Annotated in this window: 21 protein-coding genes; 11 read left to right on the top strand and 10 right to left on the bottom strand. The window is 63.1% G+C overall.

The genetic code is table 11. The annotated features are described in order from the left end of the window. Positions 1–8 precede the first annotated feature (8 nt). Positions 9–662 carry an oxygen-insensitive NAD(P)H nitroreductase gene (gene nfsB, locus AC5O5I_RS17860; RefSeq protein ID WP_172230965.1) on the top strand — a complete coding sequence of 218 codons (654 nt, stop codon included), beginning with the start codon at positions 9–11 and terminating at the stop codon, positions 660–662. Between the two features lie 54 nt (positions 663–716). On the opposite strand, the gene AC5O5I_RS17855 is transcribed toward nfsB, so the two are convergent. Next, positions 717–1,871: a cysteine desulfurase family protein gene (locus AC5O5I_RS17855; RefSeq protein ID WP_172287190.1), complete on the bottom strand. Its 1,155-nt coding sequence runs from the start codon at positions 1,869–1,871 to the stop codon at positions 717–719. Between the two features lie 192 nt (positions 1,872–2,063). Then, on the bottom strand, positions 2,064–2,990 hold the full coding sequence (locus tag AC5O5I_RS17850; RefSeq protein WP_172230959.1) for a LysR family transcriptional regulator: 927 nt from the start codon (positions 2,988–2,990) through the stop codon (positions 2,064–2,066). Positions 2,991–3,130: 140 nt separating this feature from the next. Between AC5O5I_RS17850 and AC5O5I_RS17845 the strand changes: the two genes are divergently transcribed. From AC5O5I_RS17845 to AC5O5I_RS17835, 3 genes are all read left to right on the top strand, one after another. Continuing rightward, complete coding sequence (locus AC5O5I_RS17845) at positions 3,131–4,360, top strand: acyl-CoA dehydrogenase (RefSeq protein ID WP_494511247.1); 1,230 nt, start codon at positions 3,131–3,133, stop codon at positions 4,358–4,360. Between the two features lie 266 nt (positions 4,361–4,626). Then, positions 4,627–6,027: a PAAR domain-containing protein gene (locus tag AC5O5I_RS17840; protein WP_494511246.1), complete on the top strand. Its 1,401-nt coding sequence runs from the start codon at positions 4,627–4,629 to the stop codon at positions 6,025–6,027. Next, entirely contained in the window at positions 6,020–6,409 is a 390-nt protein-coding gene (locus AC5O5I_RS17835) for a hypothetical protein (protein ID WP_494511245.1), read from the top strand. Before AC5O5I_RS17840 ends, AC5O5I_RS17835 begins: the two co-directional genes overlap by 8 nt. A 21-nt stretch (positions 6,410–6,430) precedes the next feature. On the opposite strand, the gene AC5O5I_RS17830 is transcribed toward AC5O5I_RS17835, so the two are convergent. From AC5O5I_RS17830 to ribBA, 7 genes are all read right to left on the bottom strand, one after another. Then, positions 6,431–7,495 carry a TerC family protein gene (locus AC5O5I_RS17830; RefSeq protein ID WP_172287181.1) on the bottom strand — a complete coding sequence of 355 codons (1,065 nt, stop codon included), beginning with the start codon at positions 7,493–7,495 and terminating at the stop codon, positions 6,431–6,433. 186 nt (positions 7,496–7,681) lie between these two features. Further along, positions 7,682–8,989 carry a substrate-binding domain-containing protein gene (locus AC5O5I_RS17825; RefSeq protein WP_494511244.1) on the bottom strand — a complete coding sequence of 436 codons (1,308 nt, stop codon included), beginning with the start codon at positions 8,987–8,989 and terminating at the stop codon, positions 7,682–7,684. 280 nt (positions 8,990–9,269) lie between these two features. After that, positions 9,270–10,418: an ABC transporter ATP-binding protein gene (locus AC5O5I_RS17820; RefSeq protein ID WP_172228800.1), complete on the bottom strand. Its 1,149-nt coding sequence runs from the start codon at positions 10,416–10,418 to the stop codon at positions 9,270–9,272. A gap of 19 nt (positions 10,419–10,437) precedes the next feature. After that, positions 10,438–11,247, bottom strand: a complete 810-nt coding sequence (locus AC5O5I_RS17815; protein WP_172228802.1) for an ABC transporter permease — start codon at positions 11,245–11,247, stop codon at positions 10,438–10,440. A 6-nt stretch (positions 11,248–11,253) separates the two neighbouring features. Continuing rightward, positions 11,254–12,171 (bottom strand): ABC transporter permease, encoded by a 918-nt coding sequence (locus tag AC5O5I_RS17810; RefSeq protein ID WP_172228804.1) that lies wholly within the window; start codon positions 12,169–12,171, stop codon positions 11,254–11,256. Beyond that, positions 12,168–13,193 carry an ABC transporter substrate-binding protein gene (locus AC5O5I_RS17805; protein ID WP_172228805.1) on the bottom strand — a complete coding sequence of 342 codons (1,026 nt, stop codon included), beginning with the start codon at positions 13,191–13,193 and terminating at the stop codon, positions 12,168–12,170. Before AC5O5I_RS17805 ends, AC5O5I_RS17810 begins: the two co-directional genes overlap by 4 nt. A gap of 215 nt (positions 13,194–13,408) precedes the next feature. After that, positions 13,409–14,530 (bottom strand): bifunctional 3,4-dihydroxy-2-butanone-4-phosphate synthase/GTP cyclohydrolase II, encoded by a 1,122-nt coding sequence (gene ribBA / locus AC5O5I_RS17800; RefSeq protein ID WP_172228807.1) that lies wholly within the window; start codon positions 14,528–14,530, stop codon positions 13,409–13,411. Positions 14,531–14,608: 78 nt separating this feature from the next. Between ribBA and AC5O5I_RS17795 the strand changes: the two genes are divergently transcribed. Next, the gene (locus AC5O5I_RS17795) at positions 14,609–14,902 is read left to right on the top strand and encodes a DUF1330 domain-containing protein (RefSeq protein WP_172228809.1); all 294 of its coding nucleotides are present in this window, start codon (positions 14,609–14,611) and stop codon (positions 14,900–14,902) included. A 158-nt stretch (positions 14,903–15,060) separates the two neighbouring features. Here the strand turns inward: AC5O5I_RS17795 and AC5O5I_RS17790 are convergent, their stop codons facing one another. Then, positions 15,061–16,080 (bottom strand): alpha/beta hydrolase, encoded by a 1,020-nt coding sequence (locus AC5O5I_RS17790; RefSeq protein ID WP_494511243.1) that lies wholly within the window; start codon positions 16,078–16,080, stop codon positions 15,061–15,063. A 146-nt stretch (positions 16,081–16,226) separates the two neighbouring features. Between AC5O5I_RS17790 and AC5O5I_RS17785 the strand changes: the two genes are divergently transcribed. The 6 genes from AC5O5I_RS17785 to AC5O5I_RS17760 all read left to right on the top strand — a co-directional run bounded on the left by AC5O5I_RS17785 (position 16,227) and on the right by AC5O5I_RS17760 (position 20,356). After that, positions 16,227–17,111: a LysR family transcriptional regulator gene (locus AC5O5I_RS17785; RefSeq protein ID WP_494511242.1), complete on the top strand. Its 885-nt coding sequence runs from the start codon at positions 16,227–16,229 to the stop codon at positions 17,109–17,111. 84 nt (positions 17,112–17,195) lie between these two features. Further along, positions 17,196–17,597 (top strand): hypothetical protein, encoded by a 402-nt coding sequence (locus AC5O5I_RS17780; protein ID WP_172285232.1) that lies wholly within the window; start codon positions 17,196–17,198, stop codon positions 17,595–17,597. A gap of 133 nt (positions 17,598–17,730) precedes the next feature. Next, positions 17,731–17,952: an MbtH family protein gene (locus tag AC5O5I_RS17775; protein WP_172285231.1), complete on the top strand. Its 222-nt coding sequence runs from the start codon at positions 17,731–17,733 to the stop codon at positions 17,950–17,952. Continuing rightward, entirely contained in the window at positions 17,949–18,668 is a 720-nt protein-coding gene (locus tag AC5O5I_RS17770; RefSeq protein WP_494511241.1) for a thioesterase II family protein, read from the top strand. The genes AC5O5I_RS17775 and AC5O5I_RS17770 overlap by 4 nt, the downstream gene beginning before the upstream one ends. Positions 18,669–18,725: 57 nt before the next feature. Then, the gene (locus AC5O5I_RS17765) at positions 18,726–19,277 is read left to right on the top strand and encodes a hydrolase (RefSeq protein WP_172226935.1); all 552 of its coding nucleotides are present in this window, start codon (positions 18,726–18,728) and stop codon (positions 19,275–19,277) included. Then, on the top strand, positions 19,274–20,356 hold the full coding sequence (locus AC5O5I_RS17760; RefSeq protein WP_494512772.1) for a DUF1615 domain-containing protein: 1,083 nt from the start codon (positions 19,274–19,276) through the stop codon (positions 20,354–20,356). The genes AC5O5I_RS17765 and AC5O5I_RS17760 overlap by 4 nt, the downstream gene beginning before the upstream one ends. Positions 20,357–20,364 lie beyond the last annotated feature (8 nt).

The raw sequence follows: 20,364 nt of genomic DNA, 5'->3' as shown, positions 1-20,364 counted from the left end.
GTTGCTGCATGGATACCGTCTCGCTGGCCAAGCGCCGCTATACCACCAAAGCCTACGATGCCTCGCGCCGCATTCCCCAGGCCACCGTCGATGCCTTGCTCGAACAACTGCGCCACAGCCCGTCTTCAGTCAACTCGCAACCCTGGCACTTCATCGTCGCCGACAGCGCCGAAGGCAAGGCCCGCCTGGCCAAGAGCACGGCGGAGCGGTTTGCCTACAACTCGCCGAAATTGCTCGATGCCTCGCATGTGATCGTGTTTTGCACCCGCACCGAAATGACCGAAGCGCACCTGAACGGCGTGCTTGACCAGGAGGCCGCAGATGGCCGCTTCCGCGATGAGCAAGCGCGTGCTGCGCAGAACCAGAGCCGACGGTACTATGTCGACCTGCACCGCTTTGACCAGAAAGACGCGCAGCACTGGATGGAAAAGCAGACCTACCTGGCCCTGGGTACTGCCCTGCTGGGTGCGGCAGCACATGGGCTGGATGCCACGCCCATCGAGGGCTTCGACAGCCAGATCCTCGATGCCGAGCTTGGCTTGCGCGAGCGTGGCTTCACCAGCGTGGTGATCCTCAGCCTGGGCTATCGCAGCCAGACGGACTTCAACGCCGGCTTGAGCAAGTCGCGGTTGCCGGCTTCGCAGGTGTTCACTTTCCTCTGAAGCCGACGTGCGGCGGGGGCTACACCTCGTATAGCCGGCGGTTCCAGCGCCTGTTCACCACAATGCCGCCGACGCCGAAGCCAGTACTCGGGTAAACACTTCAAGCGCCTTGTCCACTTCGGCCTCGGTGGTGTAGCGGCCGATGCTCAAGCGCAGGCTGTTGCGTGCCTGGCGCTCATCCAGGCCCAGCGCCAGCAGCACATGCGAGGCTGCGTTGCTGGCCGAGTTGCAGGCCGAGGTGGTCGACAGCGCCAGCTCGCTGGCCAGCGCCGCACTGTTGAACCCCTGGCTGTCGATGCACAGGTTCAAGGTATGGGCGATGCGTTGGCTGGCGCAGCCGTTCAGAGAGACGCCGGGCAAGCCCAGCAGGCCTTCGCAAAGCCGCTTGGCCAACTGTTCAACGCGCACATGTTCGCTATCGCCAGGTTGGCCGGCGAGGGCAAAAGCGCTGCCCATGCCGGCGATCTGGTGCGTCGCCAGCGTGCCGGAGCGCAGGCCCTGCTCATGGCCGCCGCCGTGCATCTGCGCACGCATCAGCGCGCGCGCCCGAGGCCCGATGTAGAGCGCTCCGATGCCTTTTGGCCCGTATACCTTGTGCGCTGAAAAGGACATCAGGTCTACGGCCATCGTACTCAGGTCGATGGCCACCTTGCCCACCGCCTGCGCGGCGTCCACGTGCAGCAGGGCACCGTGGGCGCGCACATGTTCGCCAATAGTGGCAACGTCTGTGAGCGTACCCAGTTCATTGTTCACCGCCATCAGGGAGACCAGGCGCGTATCGGCGCGCAGTGCTGCTTGCACGCTTGCGGGCTGGATCAGGCCAGCCGCATCGGGTGCCAGGCGGGTCACGGCCCAGCCCTGGCGCTCCAGTTCGGCAACCGTGTCGAGCACCGCCTTGTGTTCGAGCTGGCTGGTGATCAGGTGCCCGGGCTGGCCGAGGCCCTGGGCAATGCCCTTGAGTGCCAAGTTGTTGGACTCGGTCGCCCCCGAGGTCCACACCAGCGCATCGGCCTGCGCGCCAACGCATTCGGCTACCTGCTCGCGGGCCTGTTCCACGGCGTGACGGGCGGCCTGGCCGAAGGCATGGCCACTGGACGCCGGGTTGCCGAAGTTGGCCTGGCTGCCCAGACAGGCGAGCATGGTTTCGATGACCCGGTCATCGACTGGAGTGGTGGCGGCGTAATCGAAGTAGAGCGGGGCGCTGGGCATTGGGGCGGGTCCGTGTCTGTCGCCGTGAAAGGGGCGATCGTCGAAGTAAGCGTACCCGCCGCTTTGAAGATGTTTTTTACTACCCGTTGCCAATTCGTCAAATGACTTGAGAAATAATTCCCTTTATCTGGTCCTCTGTAGAATATTTTTCTCTAGAGGGTGAGAGGTATGCCAAGTCCCTCACTCGTATGCTCATGCTGATTCCAGAACTCGCTCTTCCTCCGCAACCACGCGTTCGCACAACTCGATGATCTGCTCGCGCATCCAGCGGTTGGCGGGGTCCTGATCAGTGCTTTCATGCCAGTACAAGTGGGTTTCCAGGGCGGGAACCTCGACTGGCAATGGGTGGTAACGCAACTGGTGACGGCGGGCGAAGCGTTCCGGGACGGTCATCGCCATGTCGGTCTGCTGCAGCACCTGCGAGGCCATCAGGTAATGCTGCGAGCGCAGGGCGACCTTGCGCTGCACACCCATCTTGCCCAGCGCCAGGTCCACATAGCCCAGGCCGTTGCGCCGGCTGGAAATATGGATATGGGTCATGCCCAGATAACTGTCGAGGGTCAGCTTGCTGTCGGCCAGCGGGTGGCCTTGGCGCAGGGCGCAGACGTAGCGGTCTTGCATCAATTTGACGTGGCGTACCTGCGGGTCGGTGTTCAGCGGCGCGTCGATGGCGAAGTCCAGCCTGCCGGCGGCCAGTTCCTTGGTGGTCTCGCGGCGCTTGCACAGGAAGCTCTCGATCAACACGGCCGGTGCCAGGCGGCGCAGGCGCTGGAACAGCGGCGGCAAGATCACCGCCTCGGTCAGGTCGGTCATGCTGATGCGGAAGGTCTTGTTGGCCTGCTGGGGGTTGAAGATGCGGCTTTCCTGCACCGAGGTGCGCAGCAGCGCCAGGGCGTTGCGCACCGGGCCGATGATGTTCTGCGCCATGGGTGTGGGCACCATGCCTTGGGCGGTGCGTACGAACAGCGGGTCGTTGAAGGTTTCGCGCAACCGCGAAAGGGCGTTGGACACCGCTGGCTGGGTGATGCCGACAATCTGCCCGGCGCGGGTCAGGTTGGCTTCGGTGTAGATCGCGTCGAACACGATGAACAGGTTGAGGTCGACCTTGCTGAGGTTCATGGGCGCCGCTCTTTGTTGGAATTATCGGCCGATCATATATCGGTTATGAATGTTTATACACGCGGAAAATAGACTAGGTGGATGGGGGCTGGCTGCTCTAGGCTCTGGCCCATGTACTCCGAACCGTGAAGGTAGCCCCGATGGATTTCGCCTATTCGCCCAAGGTCCAGGCACTGCGCGAGCGCGTCAGCGCGTTCATGGACGCCCATGTCTACCCCGCCGAAGCGGTGTTCGAGCGCCAGGTCGCCGAGGGCGACCGCTGGCAGCCCACTGCAATCATGGAAGAGCTCAAGGCCAAGGCCCGTGCCGAGGGGCTGTGGAACCTGTTTCTGCCCGAATCGGAATACGGCGCCGGTTTGAGCAACCTGGAATACGCCCCGCTGGCGGAAATCATGGGCCGCTCGTTGCTCGGCCCGGAACCGTTCAACTGCTCTGCGCCGGACACCGGCAACATGGAAGTACTGGTGCGTTATGGCAGCGAGGCGCAAAAGCGCCAGTGGCTGGAGCCGCTGCTGCGGGGCGAGATCCGTTCGGCGTTCGCCATGACCGAACCGGACGTGGCTTCCTCGGACGCTACCAACATGGCCGCGACGGCCGTGCGTGACGGCGACCAATGGCTGATCAACGGCCGCAAATGGTGGACCTCCGGCGCTTGCGATCCGCGCTGCAAAGTGATGATTTTCATGGGCCTGTCCGATCCTGAGGGGGCGCGTCACCAGCAGCATTCGATGGTGCTGGTGCCCACCGATGCGCCCGGCGTGAAGATTGTCCGCCCGCTCCCGGTGTTCGGCTATGACGATGCCCCTCACGGCCATGCCGAAGTCCTGTTCGAGAACGTGCGGGTACCGTATGAAAACGTGCTCCTCGGCGAGGGCCGCGGTTTCGAGATTGCCCAGGGGCGCCTGGGCCCGGGCCGTATCCATCACTGCATGCGCTCGATCGGCATGGCCGAGCGCGCGCTGGAGCTGATGTGCAAGCGGGCGGTGGAACGCACCGCGTTTGGCCGGCCACTGGCACGCCTGGGCGGCAACGTCGACAAGATCGCCGACTCGCGCATGGAGATCGACATGGCCCGGCTGCTGACACTGAAAGCCGCCTATATGATGGACACGGTCGGCAACAAGGTCGCCCGCAGCGAGATCGCGCAGATCAAGGTGGTGGCGCCGAACGTGGCGTTGAAGGTGATCGACCGCGCCATCCAGATACATGGCGGGGCGGGGGTAAGCGGCGACTTCCCGCTGGCCTACATGTATGCCATGCAGCGCACCTTGCGCCTGGCCGACGGACCTGACGAGGTACACCGGGCGGCGATTGGCAAGTACGAGATTGGCAAGTATGTGCCGGTGGAGATGTTGCGAAGCGGGCGATGAATTACTGACTTCATTGTCAGACTGAAGCCATGCGCTCTTACAGGTGAGCGTATTTCGGCCTTGCCGTATGCGTCTGGCTGCAGTCGGATGAATTATATTTGTGATGTAGGAAATTTGATTTTCTCCGCCAAGAAAACCCCCGGCTTGTTCTGCAAAACATACTTTGGGCCATTTGTAGGAAACATCTGATTTTCGACTCAGGCCACTTGTATCTCCCATGCTGATGTTAGGTTTTAACCTCAACTTCGTGCACGGGGAGTTTGCATATGCGCACCAGTCTAGAGGGAAAAGGTCAGGCAGTAGATGGCGATGTAACCACAACGGGGGCGGTGTGTATTGCCACGGATGCAGGCTATCTCGACGAGGGCCGAATGGTGCTGCGCGAAGGTGATCACACCACGCCATGCCCCCTGTGTGGCCAGGAAGGGGTCATCGCCGAAGGGGCGGATTTCGTCATCTCTGACGGCCGGCGTGTCGCCATGGATGGTGCTCTGGTCCTCTGTGGCTGCCCGCCGGGCAGTAATCGCGTGGTCGCACCGTTGAGTGGAGCATTTGTGCCGATGCGCTCCGTTGCCCGACATGCGCCTACCCATTTTGCCGAGGCATCAACCCCCGTCTACCCCGAACGTTTTTCTCAGTCCGCGGTAGGTGCGATGCCCGGTACTCTGGAGCCTGGGTTCTACGTTATTCCGCGGCGCATGTCGTTCCCGCAGGTGCTGCTTGAACTGGCCGAACACGATGCCACGTTACCAATTTCCCGGCTGCAGCGGCTCAATCCTACGTTCGAACAGGGGTTCAAGGCAGGGGAAATTTTCGTCATCGGTGACCCTGACAACGGTGACGCCTGCACTCGCGAGGAAGGCCAGCTGATGGCGGCGGCGCAGCACGCACGCCGTGCGCTGGCGGTGCTGGATTTCGCCGAAGCGGATTTCATGATGGCGCACCAGGCCGAGATTGCGGGCTTGCTCAGCAATGCCAGCCAGTCCATGGGCGTGGGCAAGGATATGCTGGACCAGGGTTTGAAGCAGGTCAGTGGCACGTTGACCAGGATCGAGCAGTTGCATCAGCGGGAATTCATGCGCCATGGCCACCTGAACAGTCCAGGGTTCTTCGCTGAACGGCGGCAGCTCTTGAAGCAGCTGGATGGACAGTTGAAAGTGGCATTCCTTAACAAGCAACTGAACCTGGGAAGCTATGAAAGGCTGAAGAAGAGTTTGAACATTTCGACCAAGAGCCTTGTACACCACTGGTCAAAGGCCGGCGGGCCGGGGCAGATTCCGGGGTATGCAACGCATCTGGACAAGGTGGCGCGGCTTAGCAAGTACCTTCAATATGGTGGGTATGCTGCGATTGGGTTGGGGGGAGCTTCTTCATATTTAAAAGTGCAAGAGGTCTGTGGTGCAGGTGAAACTGAAGACTGCCGGAAAGTCCGACTCACCGAAACGGGGAGTTTCGCTGGTGGTATAGGGGGAGGGATGGTGGGAGGTTACATCGCAGGTGCTGCCGCTGCCGCGCTATGCGGTGTTTTCACGGTGGGTACCGGCGGCCTCGGTGTTCCCGTATGCGGGATTGTCCTGGTGGGCGCCGGCTCTGCGGCAGGCTCTATTGGTATTGGCGCGGCTGGCGAGAAGGTCGGTGAAATGATTTATGAGGTAATGGATGATTGACTTTGATAGCTGGTCGCCATACTTGCGAATAGCTTTCCTGGTTGCGCCCTTCATCATCGGACTTGTCGGTATCGCTATGAATGTCCAGATAGCACTGTCGTCGGACTTTGATATTGCTATTTCAGCTATTACCAGCAATCCCTATCTGGAACAGATGAAACCCGTATGGGGTGGAGGAAGCCTGAGGTCTCGATGTCTACTGTTGAGCACGGTAAGCGCGTTAGTTACATTTCCATGGCTACATTTGCGCTTGGGCTGGTTGGACAAGCCAGAACTTGAAAGGTTTCCACCCAAGTTGCGGCGAAAACTAGGAGCAGCTCTTTGGCTGATCCTGATTTCATCAGTCTGGGGAACGGTGGGTTATTTCATCATAAAGCAATGATCTCTGCTCAGTTTCTTGATTTCAGACCCGCATCTGCGGGTCTTCCTCTTTCTGGCCGGCTTTACGATCGGCATTTGTAGCTTGCCCGAGCGCCTGATCTACGACAGCCACCTTCTCCCCCCGCGTCTTGACCAACGAAACCACCACTCCACCCAGCAACAGCCCGAACGTCACCCCCAACGACAGCAACGCTGGCACCTTGCCCACCATGCCGTGATAGAAAATCTTGCACCCAATGAAGATCAACACCAGCGCCAACGCATACTTGAGGTAAACGAAGCGGTGCATCAGCGCCGACAGGGCGAAGTACAGCGAGCGCAAGCCAAGAATGGCAAAGATGTTCGAGGTATAGACGATGAACGGGTCCTGGGTAATGGCGAAGATCGCCGGGACGCTGTCGACGGCGAACACCAGGTCGGCCAGCTCGATCAGCACCAGCGCCAGGAACAGTGGGGTGGCATAGCGCAGCGCCTTGCTGTGCCCGGGCGGCGTCTGGCGCACGAAGAAGTGCGAGCCGTGTATCTGGTCGGTGACCCGCATGTGCCGGCGCACGAACTTCAGGATCGGGTTGTTGGCCAGGTCCGGGTGGCTGTCTTCCTTCGACAGCGCCATTTTCACCCCGGTAAACAGCAGGAAGGCGCCGAAGATGTACAGCACCCAGGCAAAATTCTGCACCAGCGCAGCGCCTACACCAATCATGATCGCCCGCAGGAACACGACGCCGAGGATGCCCCAGAACAGGACCCGGTGCTGGTAGCGGCGGGGGATGGCGAAGTAGCTGAAGATCATCGCCATGACGAACACGTTGTCCATCGACAGCGACTGTTCGACCAGGAAACCGGTGTAGAACTCCAGCGCCGACTGCGCCCCGAGCTGATACCACACTCCGGCGCCGAACAGCACGCCGACGCTGAAATAGCCCGAATACAGCAGCAGGCTTTCGCGCATTTCGATTTCCCGGTCCTGGCGGTGCAGCACGCCCAGGTCAAGCACCAGCAAACCGACGACGATGGCCATGAACACCAGCCACAACCAGGCGCTGGTACCGAGAAACGGGGTGGTGAGGAATGCCTGCAGAGCTGTCATGAGCCCCTCCTTGAATGTCGACGTTGCATGGCAACAGTGATCCGACATCACGGCGTGGCAGCCGTCAGAGGGGCCCGGTATCACATGAGCTTGAGCCTAGACCCGTTTGCCGATGATGCCGAATGGGGAGCTGTTACATTTCTTTGCCAGGCCGCTCCTACACAGGAATGTGCGCAGGCTTGTAAATCAGTACACCCACACTTCGACCCGCCGGTTGCGCAGTCGCCCTTGCTCCAATTCATTCCCGGCGACCGGCAGCTCATCGCCCATGCCTGTCACCTCCAGCACGGCCACACCATCGCGTGCCAGTTCGCGGCGCACTGCCTGGGCGCGCAGGCGCGAGAGCAGGGCGGCGCGGCCGGGTGTTTCCTTGGGGTCGCCAAACCCCACCAGCACGGTCTTGCTCTGCAGTTTGCCGGCCTGGCGCAGGTACTCGGCGACCCGCTGCACGTCACGCAGCGCCTTGTTGTCGAGGCTGGCACTGCCTTCCTGGAAGCGGAAGTTCACACTCAAACGCTGCGCCTGTTGCGCCAGGGTGCGATAGCGCGGCGGCATGCCGGCCTGGGGCGGCACAGGCTGCGCCTTTATCTGCTGCGAAACGAAGCCATGCTGGGCGACGATCGCCTGGCCTGCGGGGCTCTGGGCAAACTCGGCCAGGGCCTTGGCCTGCGGCCTGGGGTTGGCTGGCAGGTAGAAATACAGGCGCCGCGACAGCGGGTAGTCCTCGCTGGCCACCAGCGCCCGCTGCGGCAACATGGCCGGCGCGTCGCCTTCGGCTACCGCCAGTACCTTGGCCCCGTGCACTGCGGCCAGGCTGCTGAAGCCGATGGCCTGGCGGTCGGTGCTCACCCCTGCAGCCAGATCGTCGCTGGACTCGAAACGCCGTGCCACGGCCGAAAGTTCCTCATGCTGAGGCTCCAGCACCAGCGCCTTGAAGGTTTCATAAGTGCCGGAACGATCGTCACGGGCGTACAGATGAATAGCCCCGCCGGCGATGCCCAATTGCTCCCAGCGCTGGATCTGCCCAGAGAAAATCTGCGCCAGTTGCCTTGTGGTGAGTTGCGGCAGCGGGTTGTCGGGGTGGACGATGACTGCCACCCCATCCAGGCCGATGACTTGTTCGGCGGCGGCTGCGCGCAGGTCGCCCAGGGCCCGCAGCTGGCGTGCTTCGCGGTCATTGACCGGCCGCGAGGCGGCCGCCAGGTCGGCCTCGCCACGGCCGAGGGCGACGAAGCCGGTGCTGGAACCGTGGGCGGCGATATCGATGCGCATCGGCTGCCCAAGCGCATCGCGCGCGGTGATCACGGTTTCGTTGGCCAGCTTGCCTGGCTGCTGTTCGATGGCAGTGGCTTGTTGCGCCCGGAGTTGCCCTTGCACGAGGGCAGGCAACAGCGCTGCGCCGATGGTGTTGGAGCCTTGCACGCGCAAATGGCTGGGTTCGGCCAAGGTCGCTAGCGGTATCAGGGTGAGCAGCAAGACAAGCAGGCGGGGCATGCCGGGTGGCCCTGTGGCATAGAGTTGGCCGGCAGATTACGACAGTCGCGTGATGATAATGTGACGGCTTGGCCTGATGCCCGTCAGTGGCGTTAGTGGGGCTGCTGCGCAGCCCTATCGCCGGCAAGCCAGCTCCCACCTCGACCGCATTACCCTTCAGCCATGCGCTACACTGTGTGAGCTGGCTTGCCAGCGATGGGGCAGCAGGAATAGCAGCCATGCGCTACTCCTGTGGGAGCTGGCTTGCCGGCGATAGGGCCGCAAGGCGGCCCCGGCGATCTCAATGCGCCCCGGCCGATTTGCTCAGGTCACTCTCGGCCCATTCGGTATAAATGCAGGCATCCGCCACCGCCCAGCGCACCTTCACGCTATCGCCCGGCTGCATCGGCATCCCCGCAGCCGACAGCGCCTTCACCGTCAGCTCGGTACCGCCCGCAGTCACCACATGGCAGGTCTGGCTCTCACCCAGGAACAGCACCTCGCCCACCTTGGCACTGACCTCGTTCCAACCCGCCGGCAGCGGCTCGCGCGCCGCCTGTTCGACGGTCAGGGCCAAGGCCTTTTCCGGGCGCACCATGATCAGGGCATCCTGCGCAGCGGCCAGGCCTGCGGTCAGGCGAATGGCCACCGATTGGCCCTCGAAGCTGCCCGCGCCATTGCTGCTGGCCTTGATCCGCAGGAAGTTGGAGTTGCCCAGGAACGAGGCCACGAAGGCATTCGGCGGGTTCTGGTACAAGTCGTAGCCAGTGCCCAGGCCAACGATCTTGCCGTGGCTGAAGATGGCGATGCGCTGGGACAGGCGCATGGCTTCTTCCTGGTCGTGGGTGACGTAGACGATGGTGATGCCCAGCCGGCGGTGCAGTTGGCGCAGTTCGTCCTGCAGGTCTTCACGCAGCTTCTTGTCCAGCGCGCCGAGCGGTTCGTCCATCAGCAGGATGCGCGGCTCGTACACCAGGGCCCGGGCAATCGCCACGCGCTGCTGCTGGCCGCCGGACATTTGCGCGGGCTTGCGGTGGGCGAACTTGTCCAGCTGCACCAGCTTGAGCATCGCCTCGACACGCTTGTTGGTCTCGGCGCTGCTCAGCTTGCGGATAGCCAGGGGGAACGCGATGTTGTCGCGCACGTTCAGGTGCGGGAACAGCGAATAGCGCTGGAACACCATGCCGATATCACGCTTGTGTGGCGGCACGTTCACCAGCGACTGGCCCTCTACCAAAATCTCGCCGCTGCTGGGGGTTTCGAAACCGGCCAGCATCGACAGGGTGGTGGATTTGCCCGAGCCGCTGGAACCCAGGAAGGTCAGGAACTCGCCGTCCTGGATCTCCAGGTCGAGGTTGTCCACGGCGGCAAAGTCGCCGTAGTGCTTGTTCAGGCCGCGCAGGCTGACCAGGGTCTTGCCGTGCGCGTTGTCGTTGATCACTGCACTCATTGTTGTTTTCTCCGCGCGCTCAGGCGTTGACTTCGGTGCGCCGGCGCAAGGCGGCGGCAATGAACATGACAAGCAGCGACAGGCCGATCAGCAGGGTCGAGGCCACGGCGATGACCGGGCTCAGGTCCTGGCGCAGGGTGGTCCACATCTTCACAGGCAGGGTCTGCAGGTCGGGGCTGGCCATCATCACGCTCAGCACCACCTCATCCCACGACACCAGGAAGGCGAACAGGCCGCCGGCGATCATGCCCGGGCGAATGGCCGGGAATGTCACCTTGAAGATCGCCTGCAACCGCGAAGCGCCGCAGATCACCGCAGCATCTTCGATCGACTGGTCGAACAGCTTCAGCGAGTTGATGATCGAGATGATGGTGAAGGGCAGGGCGACGATCACGTGGCTGACCACAAAAGCGAACAGCGTGCCGGTGTAGCCGAGCTTGAGGAACAGCGCGTACACCGCCACCGCGATGATCACCAGCGGCACAATCATCGGCATGGTGAACAGCCCGTACAGCAGCTCGCGGCCGGGGAAGCGGCCACGCACCAAGGCGAACGCGCTGGGCAGGCCCAGCAGCACGGCGGCGATGGTGGTCAGCACGGCCACTTTCAGGCTGGCCAGTGCGGCGTCCATCCACTCCGGGTTGGAGAAGAACTGGCCGTACCATTTGAAGGTCCAGCCCGGCGGCGGGAACACCAGCCATTGCGACGAGCCGAACGACAGCAACACGATGAACACCACCGGCAGCAGCAGGAAGGCCGCGATGACCCCGGTGGTCAGGTACAGGCCGGTACGCAGCGGGCGGCCCATGGCATTGGGGGACAGGAGCATGGTGGTTTACCTCGCGTTGCCGACCGGGGATTCCGGCTGCAGCTTCAGGTACAGGTAGAAAAGCACCAGGGTGATCAACACCAACAGTGCGGCAGCGGCGCTGGCCAGGCCCCAGTTAAGGAACGACTGCACCTGCTGGATGATGAATTCGGGCAGCATCATGTTCTGCGCACCGCCCAGCAGCGCCGGGGTGACGTAGTAACCGAGCGACATCACGAACACCATCAGCGCCCCGGAGAACAGCCCCGAACGGCACAGCGGCAGGAACACCTTCCAGAAATTGGTCCACGGGCTGGCGCCACAGATGGAGCCGGCCTGCAGCACCATCGGGTCGATCGCGTGCATGGTCGCCTGCAGCGGCAGCACGATGAACGGGATCATGATGTAGCTCATGCCGATCACCACGCCGGTCAGGTTGTGCACCATTTCCAGCGGCGCATCGATGATGCCCATTGCCATCAACGCCTTGTTGATCACCCCCGAGCTTTGCAGCAGCACCAGCCACGAATAGGTGCGTGCCAGCAGGCTCGTCCACATCGACAGCAGCACGATGTTCAGCAGCCAGCGGCCCCAGCCCTTGGGCACCAGGGTGATGGCCCAGGCCAGCGGGAAGCCCAGCAGCACACTGATCAGGGTGACCACGCCGGCCACCGAGAAGGTGTTGAACAGCACCCGTGCGTAGGCCGAGTTGGCGAACAGCTGCTCGTAATTGCCCAGCCCTGGCGTGGGTTCCAATACCCCGCGCAGCAACAGACTGACCAGCGGGGCGAAGAAGAACAGTCCCAGGAACAGCAGTGCCGGCAGCAGGTTGCGGCTGCCTTTCCAGCGCTGGCTCAGGCTGACGCGGCGAGGGGCCGTTCCCGGGGCGCCGGTGCCGCTGGGGGCACCTTGCGCGTTATGCAGGGCGTTGATGGCGACTTTCATTTGACCAACCACTCATTCCAGCGCGCGGCGATGGCCTGGCCGTTCTTGGCCCAGTAGGCGAAGTCCAGAGTGACCTGGTCCTGGGCGTAGGCGGTCGGCAGGTTGGGGGCGAGGTCTTTGTCCAGCTTGGCCACGCTGTCCACGTTCACCGGCGCATAGGCTGTCTTGTTGGCGAACTCGGCCTGGCCTTCGGCACTGCTGGCATTGGCCAGGAACTTCATTGCCGCGTCCTTGTTTTTGGCGCCCTTGGGAATGACCAGGAAGTCGGCCATGACCAGGTTCTGCTTCCAGCTCACGCCCACCGGGGCGCCATCTTGCTGCAGGGCGTAGACGCGGCCGTTCCAGAACTGGCCGAGCGAGGCTTCACCCGAGGCCAGCAGTTGCTGCGACTGGGCGCCACCGCCCCACCAGACGATGTCTTTCTTGATGGTGTCGAGCTTCTTGAAGGCGCGGTCCAGGTCCAGCGGGTAGAGCTTGTCGGGCGTTACGCCGTCGGCCAGCAGGGCCAGTTCCAGCACGCCGGGGCTGGGCCATTTGTACAGGGCGCGCTTGCCGGGGTAGGTCTTGGTGTCGAACAGCGCGGTCCAGTCGACCGGCTTGTTGGCGCCCAGCTTGCCTTCGTTGTAGCCGAGCACGAAGGAGAAGAAGAACGAGCCGACGCCATGGTCGGAGACGAACCGCGGGTCGATCTTGTCGCGCTTGATCTGGTTGAAGTCCAGGGGTTCGAGCAGGCCTTCGCTGGCGGCGCGCAGGGCAAAGTCGGCTTCCACGTCGACCACGTCCCACTGCACGTTGCCGCTTTCGACCATGGCCTTGAGCTTGCCGTAGTCGGTGGGGCCGTCCTGGACGACCTTGATGTCGGTGGCCTTGGTGAAGGGTACGGCCCATGCTTCTTTCTGGGCGTCCTGGGTGGTACCGCCCCAGCTGACGAAGTTGAGGCTGTCGGCGGCCTGGGCGGCCTGGCATGCCAGGGTCAGCAGGCTGGCGGACAGCACTGCGGTTACACGTTTGCTCAACAGCATGGTTACGCCCTCGTTGCTTTTGTTATTCGAGGCGGGGCTGGGGTGCGCCCGCCAACAGTATTCGGGGAGCAGCTAAAACAAAGTGTCGTGGGGCCGTCTGTGATTGTAGGTGCCGGCCAGAAAATCTAAGGTCTACGGGATATCATATTATGGTATTCCAAACTTTTCGCAAGAGGGACGAGGCGACCGGCCATCACTCCGTCCCTGCAGGGCGCTCAGTCCGGGATCGCGGGCTCGAACGGAATGCTCTGCACCACCTCCAGCTCATATCCAGCGAGTCCTGCGTATTTCAGCGGTGGCCCCAGATGGCGCAACTTGCCCACGCCCAGGTCCTGCAGAATCTGCGCCCCGGTGCCCACTTCCGAATACACCTTCGACTGCCCTCGCTGGTAAGGCCGCACCGGCTGGGTCAGGTGCGGCACGCGCTCCAGCAATGCCTGGGAAGATTCGTGGTTGGCCAGGATCACCACCACGCCGGTACCTTCTGCGGCCACCTTCTGCAGCGCCGCCCATAGAGTCCAGTTGGCCGGGCCGGCATATTCGGCACCCACCAGGTCGCGCAGCGGGTCGATCACGTGAACCCGCACCAACGTCGGCTGCTCGCGGCGGATGTCGCCCATGACCATGGCCATGTGCACGCCCCCTTCGATGCGGTCCTCATAGGTAACCAGGCGGAAAGTGCCATGCACGGTCGGCAGCTCACGTTCGCCAATGCGCTTGATGGTCTGCTCGGTGCTCAGGCGGTAGTGGATCAGGTCGGCGATGGTGCCGATCTTGATACCATGCCGGGCGGCGAACACTTCCAGGTCAGGGCGGCGGGCCATGGTGCCGTCGTCGTTGAGCACTTCGACGATCACCGACGCCGGGCTGAAGCCGGCCAGGCGCGCCAGGTCGCAACCCGCTTCGGTGTGGCCGGCACGGGTCAGCACGCCGCCTTCGCGGGCGCGCAGGGGGAAGATGTGGCCGGGTTGCACCAGGTGTTCGGGGCGGGCGTCGCGGGCCATGGCAGCGGCGACGGTGCGCGCCCGGTCGGCGGCAGAAATGCCAGTGGTGACGCCGCTGGCGGCTTCGATCGACACGGTAAACGCGGTGCTGAACACGCTGCCGTTGGCCGGGACCATCTGCTCCAGGCCCAGGCGTTGGCAGTGATCATCGGTCAGGGTCAGGCAGATCAGGCCGCGCGCTTCGCGGGCCATGAAATTGATGGCCTGGGCGTCGCAGCGCTCGGCGGCGATCAGCAGGTCGCCTTCGTTTTCCCGGTCTTCGTCATCCACCAGCAGGACCATCTTGCCTTGCCGGTAGTCCTCGAGAAGTTCCTCGATGGTGTTGAAAGCCATGTTGCACGCTCACTGTGGTGGGGTGATTATTATGGTATACCATCATACACAATTATCGCCGTAGCAGGAGACCCGCGGATGAAGGCCTATTGGATCGCCCATGTGGACGTGACCGACCCCGAGCAATATCAGCAGTACACCCAGCGCGCCCCGGCTGCGTTCAAGGCATTCGGCGGGCGCTTCCTGGCCCGTGGCGGGCGCAGCGAGGCGATGGAAGGGCGGCCTACCCCTCAGCGTAGCGTGGTGATCGAGTTCGATTCGTACGAGCAGGCGGTGGCGTGTTACCAGTCCGAGTTGTACCAGGAAGCGTGCAGCCATCGGCGAGGGGTGGCGAAGGCCGAGGTGATCATCGTCGAAGGGTTCGAGCCCTGAGGTAATTGCTGAAGACCCTATCGCCGGCAAGCCAGCTCCCACAGGTAGCGCGTAGCCTTGTGGGCGACGCAAAACCTGTGGGAGCGGCGGTGCGGCGATCCGATTCACCCGCGAAAGGGCCAGACCTGTTTATGGCGATGCCGCATGGGTAGATACAGTTATTGAAGGTGTACTTTCAGCTCCGTGGCGGCCTGACGCATCGCCACCTTCACGGCCGGCACCTGGCTCAACGGGTTGAGCAGCCCATAGTCATGAATCATCCCGTTGTACCGTACCGAGGTCACCGTTACGCCCGCTGCATTCAACTTGCGGGCATACGCCTCACCCTCATCCCGCAACACATCGAACTCTGCCGTTTGCACCAGCGCCGGCGGCAAGCCTTTCAACTGTGTACTGCTGGCCCGCAGCGGCGAGGCGTAGATCTGTTCCCGCGCCTTGGCATCCGTGGTGTAGCTGTCCCAGAACCACTTCATCATCCCGGTAGTCAGGAAGTGCCCTTCGGCAAACTGCTTGTACGATGCAGTCTCGAAGCTGGCATCGGTTACCGGCCACAGCAGCAGCTGGAAGCGCAAGGCCGGGGTGCCGGCCTCTTTGGCCTTCAGCGCCACTACCGCCGCCATGTTGCCGCCGACGCTGTTGCCGGCCACCGCCAGGCGTTTGCCGTCCACGCCGATCTCCTTACCGTGCTCGGCTACCCACCGGGTCGCCGCGTAAGCCTGGTTGATCGCCGTGGGGTAGTGCGCTTCCGGCGACGGGGTGTAGTCCACATAGACCGCCACCGCCCCAGAGCCGACCACCAGATCGCGAATCAGCCGCTGATGGGTCGGGAAGTCACCAAGCACCCAACCGCCGCCGTGAAAGAACATGAACACCGGCAAGTCACCCTTCACATTGGCCGGGCGCACTACTTGCAGCTTGATCGACTCACCGTTGGCCTGGATGGTGTGTTCTTTCACCTCGATACCAGAAAGGTCGACCTTGACCGAAGCCTGGGCACCCGTCAGCACTGCCCGGGCGTCTTTCGGGCTGAGTTGTTCCAGCGGCTTGCCACCCCCATGTTCCAGGGCTTCGAGGAAGGCCTGGGTGTGTTGTTCCACACCTGGGCTGCCAGCGGCGAAGGCGCTGGAAACGGACAGGGCCAGAAGGGAAGCGGTAAGGGTTTTGTGGACAATGTTCATGAGCGAATCCTTTTTCATGCAAGTATTGAAAGTGGGCGTCTTGCCTGGCCTACAGGGCCATCGCTGCGACTTGTGCGTAGATTAGGCAGATGCACTTGCGGGAAAAAGCGGCTATAAAGCGTTTGACTGTCACCATGAGCGAGACAATGAACCCTTACGAAGATATGCGCATCTTTGCTCAGGTCATGGAGGCCGGCAGTTTCACCGCTGCGGCCGACCGCCTGGGCATGTCCAAGCAATCGGTCAGCCGGCGCCTGATGCAACTCGAAGAGCGCCTGGGTGTACGCCTGCTCAACCGCTCTACCCGGCGGCTGGACGCCACGCCGCTGGGCCAGCACTACTATCAGTCAGCCCTGCGCCTGCTGGGCGAGGTGCAGCAGGTGGAGCACGACATCAGCGGCCAGGCCCAGGCTTTGCGCGGCACGTTGCGCCTCAGCGCACCGCTGTCGTTTGCCATGGCGCACCTGGGCTGCCTGATGACCGAGTTCCTGCAGTTGCATCCGCAGGTGGATGTGGAGGTAGACCTGAGTGACCGCGCCGTCGACCTGATCGGTGAGGGATACGACCTGGCGCTGCGCATTGGCGCGCTGGAGGACTCCAGCCTGATCGCGCGGCGCATTGCCGGTGTCGAGCGAGTGTACTGTGCGAGCCCGGCCTACCTGCATGCCCAGGGCGTGCCCGCCGCGCCGGATGAGCTGGCCGGACATACCTGCCTTCCCTATGGGCATGCGCGGCAGGTGCAGTGGCAGTTCCGCCAGGGCGGCAAGGTGCAGGCGATCCAGGTGGCCGGGCGCATGCGGGCGAACAATGGCGAGTTGTTGCGCGATGCCGCGATTGCCGGGATGGGGGTAACGTATCTGCCGACGTTCATCGTTGGCCAGGCGTTGGCAGATGGGCGGCTGCTGCGCGTGCTGGACGCGTGGACGCCGCCGGCGTTGCAGCTGTCGGCGGTGTATCCGCAGCACCGCCAGGTGGCGCGGCCGGTGCAGGGCTTTGTGAATTTTCTGCGCGAGCGCCTGGTGCAGCTTTGAACTGCATGCCCGGCGGCGGATAAAGCCACTGCGGACGGGCTTTGCAACCATCGCGGCGCGACGTGTTCAGGCTATGCTTGCTCCATGAGCACACCTCCCTCTCTGCGCCAACCCTGCCCACCGGGTGCCTGCAATTGCGGCCGTGAACATCTGGTCGATCACCCGCAAGCGGCCCAACGCATTCTCCTGCTGACGCGTCAGGAGGAAAAGCGCCTGCTCGAACGCCTGGAAAATATCAGCGACCTGAATGATTTGCAGCGCCTGCAGCAACGGCTGTACGAGAACCTTGGCATCCGTGTCCACATCGCCCCCGGCTTCAACGAAGTGCGGACCATGCGCGGCATCGTCATCGAACTGGACGACCAGCCCGGCCTTTGCCGAAAGACCCGGCAAGCGATCCCCGCCGCGATCCGTCGTGGGCTGGAACGCAACCCGCAGGTCGCCTTCCGCCTGCTCGATAGCCATGACCTGCTGGGTGATGCCTGACGAACCAGCAAGGCCTGCCCTTGGCGGCCGAAACCGGTCATATCGGCTTAATTTTCCTGCTGCCTCCCACGTCTATCTGAAAGCCCCTCTGCGCAGTGCGCGCAGCGGCATTCATCACTCAAGGAGACAGGCAATGACTTCCGTTTTCGACCGCGACGATATCCAGTTTCAGGTAGTGGTCAACCACGAAGAGCAATACTCGATCTGGCCCGACTACAAGACCATCCCCAACGGCTGGCGTGCCGTGGGCAAGAGCGGCCTGAAGAAGGACTGCCTGGCCTACATCGACGAGGTCTGGACCGACATGCGCCCGCTGAGCCTGCGCCAGAAAATGGCCGAAGCCGCCGCCCAGTGACCACGGTGACCCTGCTGTGCCTGCCATATTCCGGGGCCAGCGCCATGGTCTACAGCCGCTGGCGGCGCAAGCTACCCGCCTGGCTGCAGGTACGCCCGGTGGAGCTGCCCGGGCGCGGTGCGCGCATGGCCGAACCGTTGCACACCGACATGCAGGCGCTGGCCCGGCAACTGGCCAGCGAACAGCGCCTGGCGGCCAGTGCCCCTTACGCGCTGCTCGGCCACAGTCTGGGCGCGCTGCTGGCCTTCGAGCTGGCCCACGAGCTGCAGGCGCAGGGCTGTCCGCCACCGCTGGCGCTGTTCGCCTGCGGCACAGCGGCACCGACCCGACGTGAAGACTACGACGGCAAGAACTGGCGCGAGCCCAAAAGCGATGTGGAGCTCATCAGTGAGTTACGCGAGCTGCAGGGTACGCCCGAGGAAGTGCTGGGCAATGCCGAGCTGATGAGCCTGACCCTGCCGACCCTGCGCGCCGACTTTCTGCTGTGCGGTACCTACGCCTACCGCCAGCGGCCTGCGCTGCAGTGCCCGCTGCATGTACTGGGCGGCACCGATGACCGGGCAAATGACGAGCAGCTTCAGGCTTGGCGCAAGGAAACCCAAGGCGCGTTTTCGCTGCAGATGTTCCCCGGTGGCCACTTCTTCATCCATGAGCATGAAGACAACGTGCTCGACGCGCTGACCGCGTCACTGCAGCCGCTTCGGCTGTCCGCCTGATTGACGTCACCGCTTGCCTGGGGGAGGCTAGGGCTTTTCCCAGGCAAGGGGCTGACAATGCTGATTGATCCACTCAAGGCCACGCTGCTGGTCGTCGACATCCAGGAAAAACTCATCGGCGCCATGAGCGACGCCGAAGGCACGCGTGCGCGCGCCCGCTGGTTGCTGGCGGCGACCGCCGAGCTGGAACTGCCGACGGTGATTTCCGAGCAGTACCCCAAAGGCCTTGGCCATACCCTGGCGGCGTTGCTGGCCGCAGCGCCGGCCGCCGAAGTGGTGGAGAAAAGCCATTTTTCCTGCGTGGCCGCCGGGTGCCTGCCGGCGAGCCTGATGGCACGTGATCAGGTGATCGTCTGCGGCATGGAGACCCACGTCTGCGTGCTGCAGACCGTGCTTGGCCTGCTGGCGCTGGGCAAGCAGGTATTCGTGGTCGAGGATGCCTGCGACAGCCGCACCCCGGCAAGCAAAGCGGCGGGCCTGGCCCGCATGCGTGCTGCAGGTGCGCAAGTGGTGACCCGCGAAATGGTGCTGTTCGAGCTGATGGGCAGTGCCAGCCACCCGCTGTTCCGCCACATCAGCAAAACCTACCTGGTCGGTGAACAGCCCTGAACGGTCGGTTACTGGCTATCGGCTTGATCGCCCTGGCGCTGCTGCAAGGCTGCGCCGGGCGTCGCGAGGAGGCCCCTGAAGCGGACCCGGCCAAGGTCCGCGGGCAATTGCTGCGGCTGTTGCCTGCCCAAACCAAGGACCGCGAGGGCTGGGCGCGAGACATCCAGGTGGCGTTCGAGGCCCAGCGCCTTGCCCCGAGCAAAAGCAACCTGTGCGCGGTACTGGCGGTGACCGAGCAGGAGTCCACCTTCAACGCCGACCCGCAGGTGCCCAACCTCGGGCGTATCGCCCGTGAGGAAATCGACCGCCGCGCTGCGCGTCTGAATATTCCCAGGCTGCTTGTCGATGGTTTGCTGAAAACGCCTTCGGGCAACGGCCAGAGCTACCAGCAGCGTTTGCAGGCGGTGCGCAGCGAAAGGCAGCTAAGCGAACTGTACGACGAGGTCATCGCCCGTGTGCCGTTGGGCAAGACCCTGCTCGGGGGGCTCAACCCGGTGCACACCGGTGGGCCGATGCAGGTCAGCATCGACTTCGCGCAACAGCATGCGCAGGATTACCCATACAGCCACGAAGGCAGCATTCGCCAGGAAGTGTTCTCCCGGCGTGGTGGCCTGTATTTCGGCATCGCGCACCTGCTGGGCTACCCCGTCAGCTATGACCGCAAGCTCTACCGGTTTGCCGATTTCAACGCGGGCTGGTACGCCAGCCGTAATGCGGCGTTTCAGGCAGCACTGAGCAAGGCGACCGGCGTGCAGCTGGCGCTGGACGGGGACCTTATTGCACCCGGAGCGATCATGCCCGGCACCACTGAACTGGCGGCGCGCAAGCTGGGCGTGAAGTTGGGGCTGCGCCACCCGCAGATTCGCAGCCAGCTGGAGGAGGGCGACAGCTTGGCCTTCGAGGACAGCAAACTGTACAGCGGGGTGTTTGCCCTGGCCGATGCTGCGGCAGGCAAACCGGTGCCAAGGGCGGTGCTGCCGGGCATTGAACTGAAAAGCCCGAAGATCACCCGCAAGCTGACCACGGCGTGGTTTGCCGGGCGGGTGGATGAGCGCTATAGACGGTGTTTGAAGCGTTAGATTCATGT

It is taken from the genome of Pseudomonas sp. 9_2_1, from assembly GCF_059295275.1.
This window is presented reverse-complemented; position numbering and strand designations above follow the sequence as displayed.

What these genes read in the sequence shown, in the direction of transcription:
- nfsB (WP_172230965.1), top strand. Translation starts at nt 9, where the DNA reads ATGGATACCGTCTCGCTGGCCAAGCGCCGCTATACCACCAAAGCCTAC.
- AC5O5I_RS17855 (WP_172287190.1), bottom strand. Translation starts at nt 1,871, where the DNA reads ATGCCCAGCGCCCCGCTCTACTTCGATTACGCCGCCACCACTCCAGTC.
- AC5O5I_RS17850 (WP_172230959.1), bottom strand. Translation starts at nt 2,990, where the DNA reads ATGAACCTCAGCAAGGTCGACCTCAACCTGTTCATCGTGTTCGACGCG.
- AC5O5I_RS17845 (WP_494511247.1), top strand. Translation starts at nt 3,131, where the DNA reads ATGGATTTCGCCTATTCGCCCAAGGTCCAGGCACTGCGCGAGCGCGTC.
- AC5O5I_RS17840 (WP_494511246.1), top strand. Translation starts at nt 4,627, where the DNA reads ATGCGCACCAGTCTAGAGGGAAAAGGTCAGGCAGTAGATGGCGATGTA.
- AC5O5I_RS17835 (WP_494511245.1), top strand. Translation starts at nt 6,020, where the DNA reads ATGATTGACTTTGATAGCTGGTCGCCATACTTGCGAATAGCTTTCCTG.
- AC5O5I_RS17830 (WP_172287181.1), bottom strand. Translation starts at nt 7,495, where the DNA reads ATGACAGCTCTGCAGGCATTCCTCACCACCCCGTTTCTCGGTACCAGC.
- AC5O5I_RS17825 (WP_494511244.1), bottom strand. Translation starts at nt 8,989, where the DNA reads ATGCCCCGCCTGCTTGTCTTGCTGCTCACCCTGATACCGCTAGCGACC.
- AC5O5I_RS17820 (WP_172228800.1), bottom strand. Translation starts at nt 10,418, where the DNA reads ATGAGTGCAGTGATCAACGACAACGCGCACGGCAAGACCCTGGTCAGC.
- AC5O5I_RS17815 (WP_172228802.1), bottom strand. Translation starts at nt 11,247, where the DNA reads ATGCTCCTGTCCCCCAATGCCATGGGCCGCCCGCTGCGTACCGGCCTG.
- AC5O5I_RS17810 (WP_172228804.1), bottom strand. Translation starts at nt 12,171, where the DNA reads ATGAAAGTCGCCATCAACGCCCTGCATAACGCGCAAGGTGCCCCCAGC.
- AC5O5I_RS17805 (WP_172228805.1), bottom strand. Translation starts at nt 13,193, where the DNA reads ATGCTGTTGAGCAAACGTGTAACCGCAGTGCTGTCCGCCAGCCTGCTG.
- ribBA (WP_172228807.1), bottom strand. Translation starts at nt 14,530, where the DNA reads ATGGCTTTCAACACCATCGAGGAACTTCTCGAGGACTACCGGCAAGGC.
- AC5O5I_RS17795 (WP_172228809.1), top strand. Translation starts at nt 14,609, where the DNA reads ATGAAGGCCTATTGGATCGCCCATGTGGACGTGACCGACCCCGAGCAA.
- AC5O5I_RS17790 (WP_494511243.1), bottom strand. Translation starts at nt 16,080, where the DNA reads ATGAACATTGTCCACAAAACCCTTACCGCTTCCCTTCTGGCCCTGTCC.
- AC5O5I_RS17785 (WP_494511242.1), top strand. Translation starts at nt 16,227, where the DNA reads ATGAACCCTTACGAAGATATGCGCATCTTTGCTCAGGTCATGGAGGCC.
- AC5O5I_RS17780 (WP_172285232.1), top strand. Translation starts at nt 17,196, where the DNA reads ATGAGCACACCTCCCTCTCTGCGCCAACCCTGCCCACCGGGTGCCTGC.
- AC5O5I_RS17775 (WP_172285231.1), top strand. Translation starts at nt 17,731, where the DNA reads ATGACTTCCGTTTTCGACCGCGACGATATCCAGTTTCAGGTAGTGGTC.
- AC5O5I_RS17765 (WP_172226935.1), top strand. Translation starts at nt 18,726, where the DNA reads ATGCTGATTGATCCACTCAAGGCCACGCTGCTGGTCGTCGACATCCAG.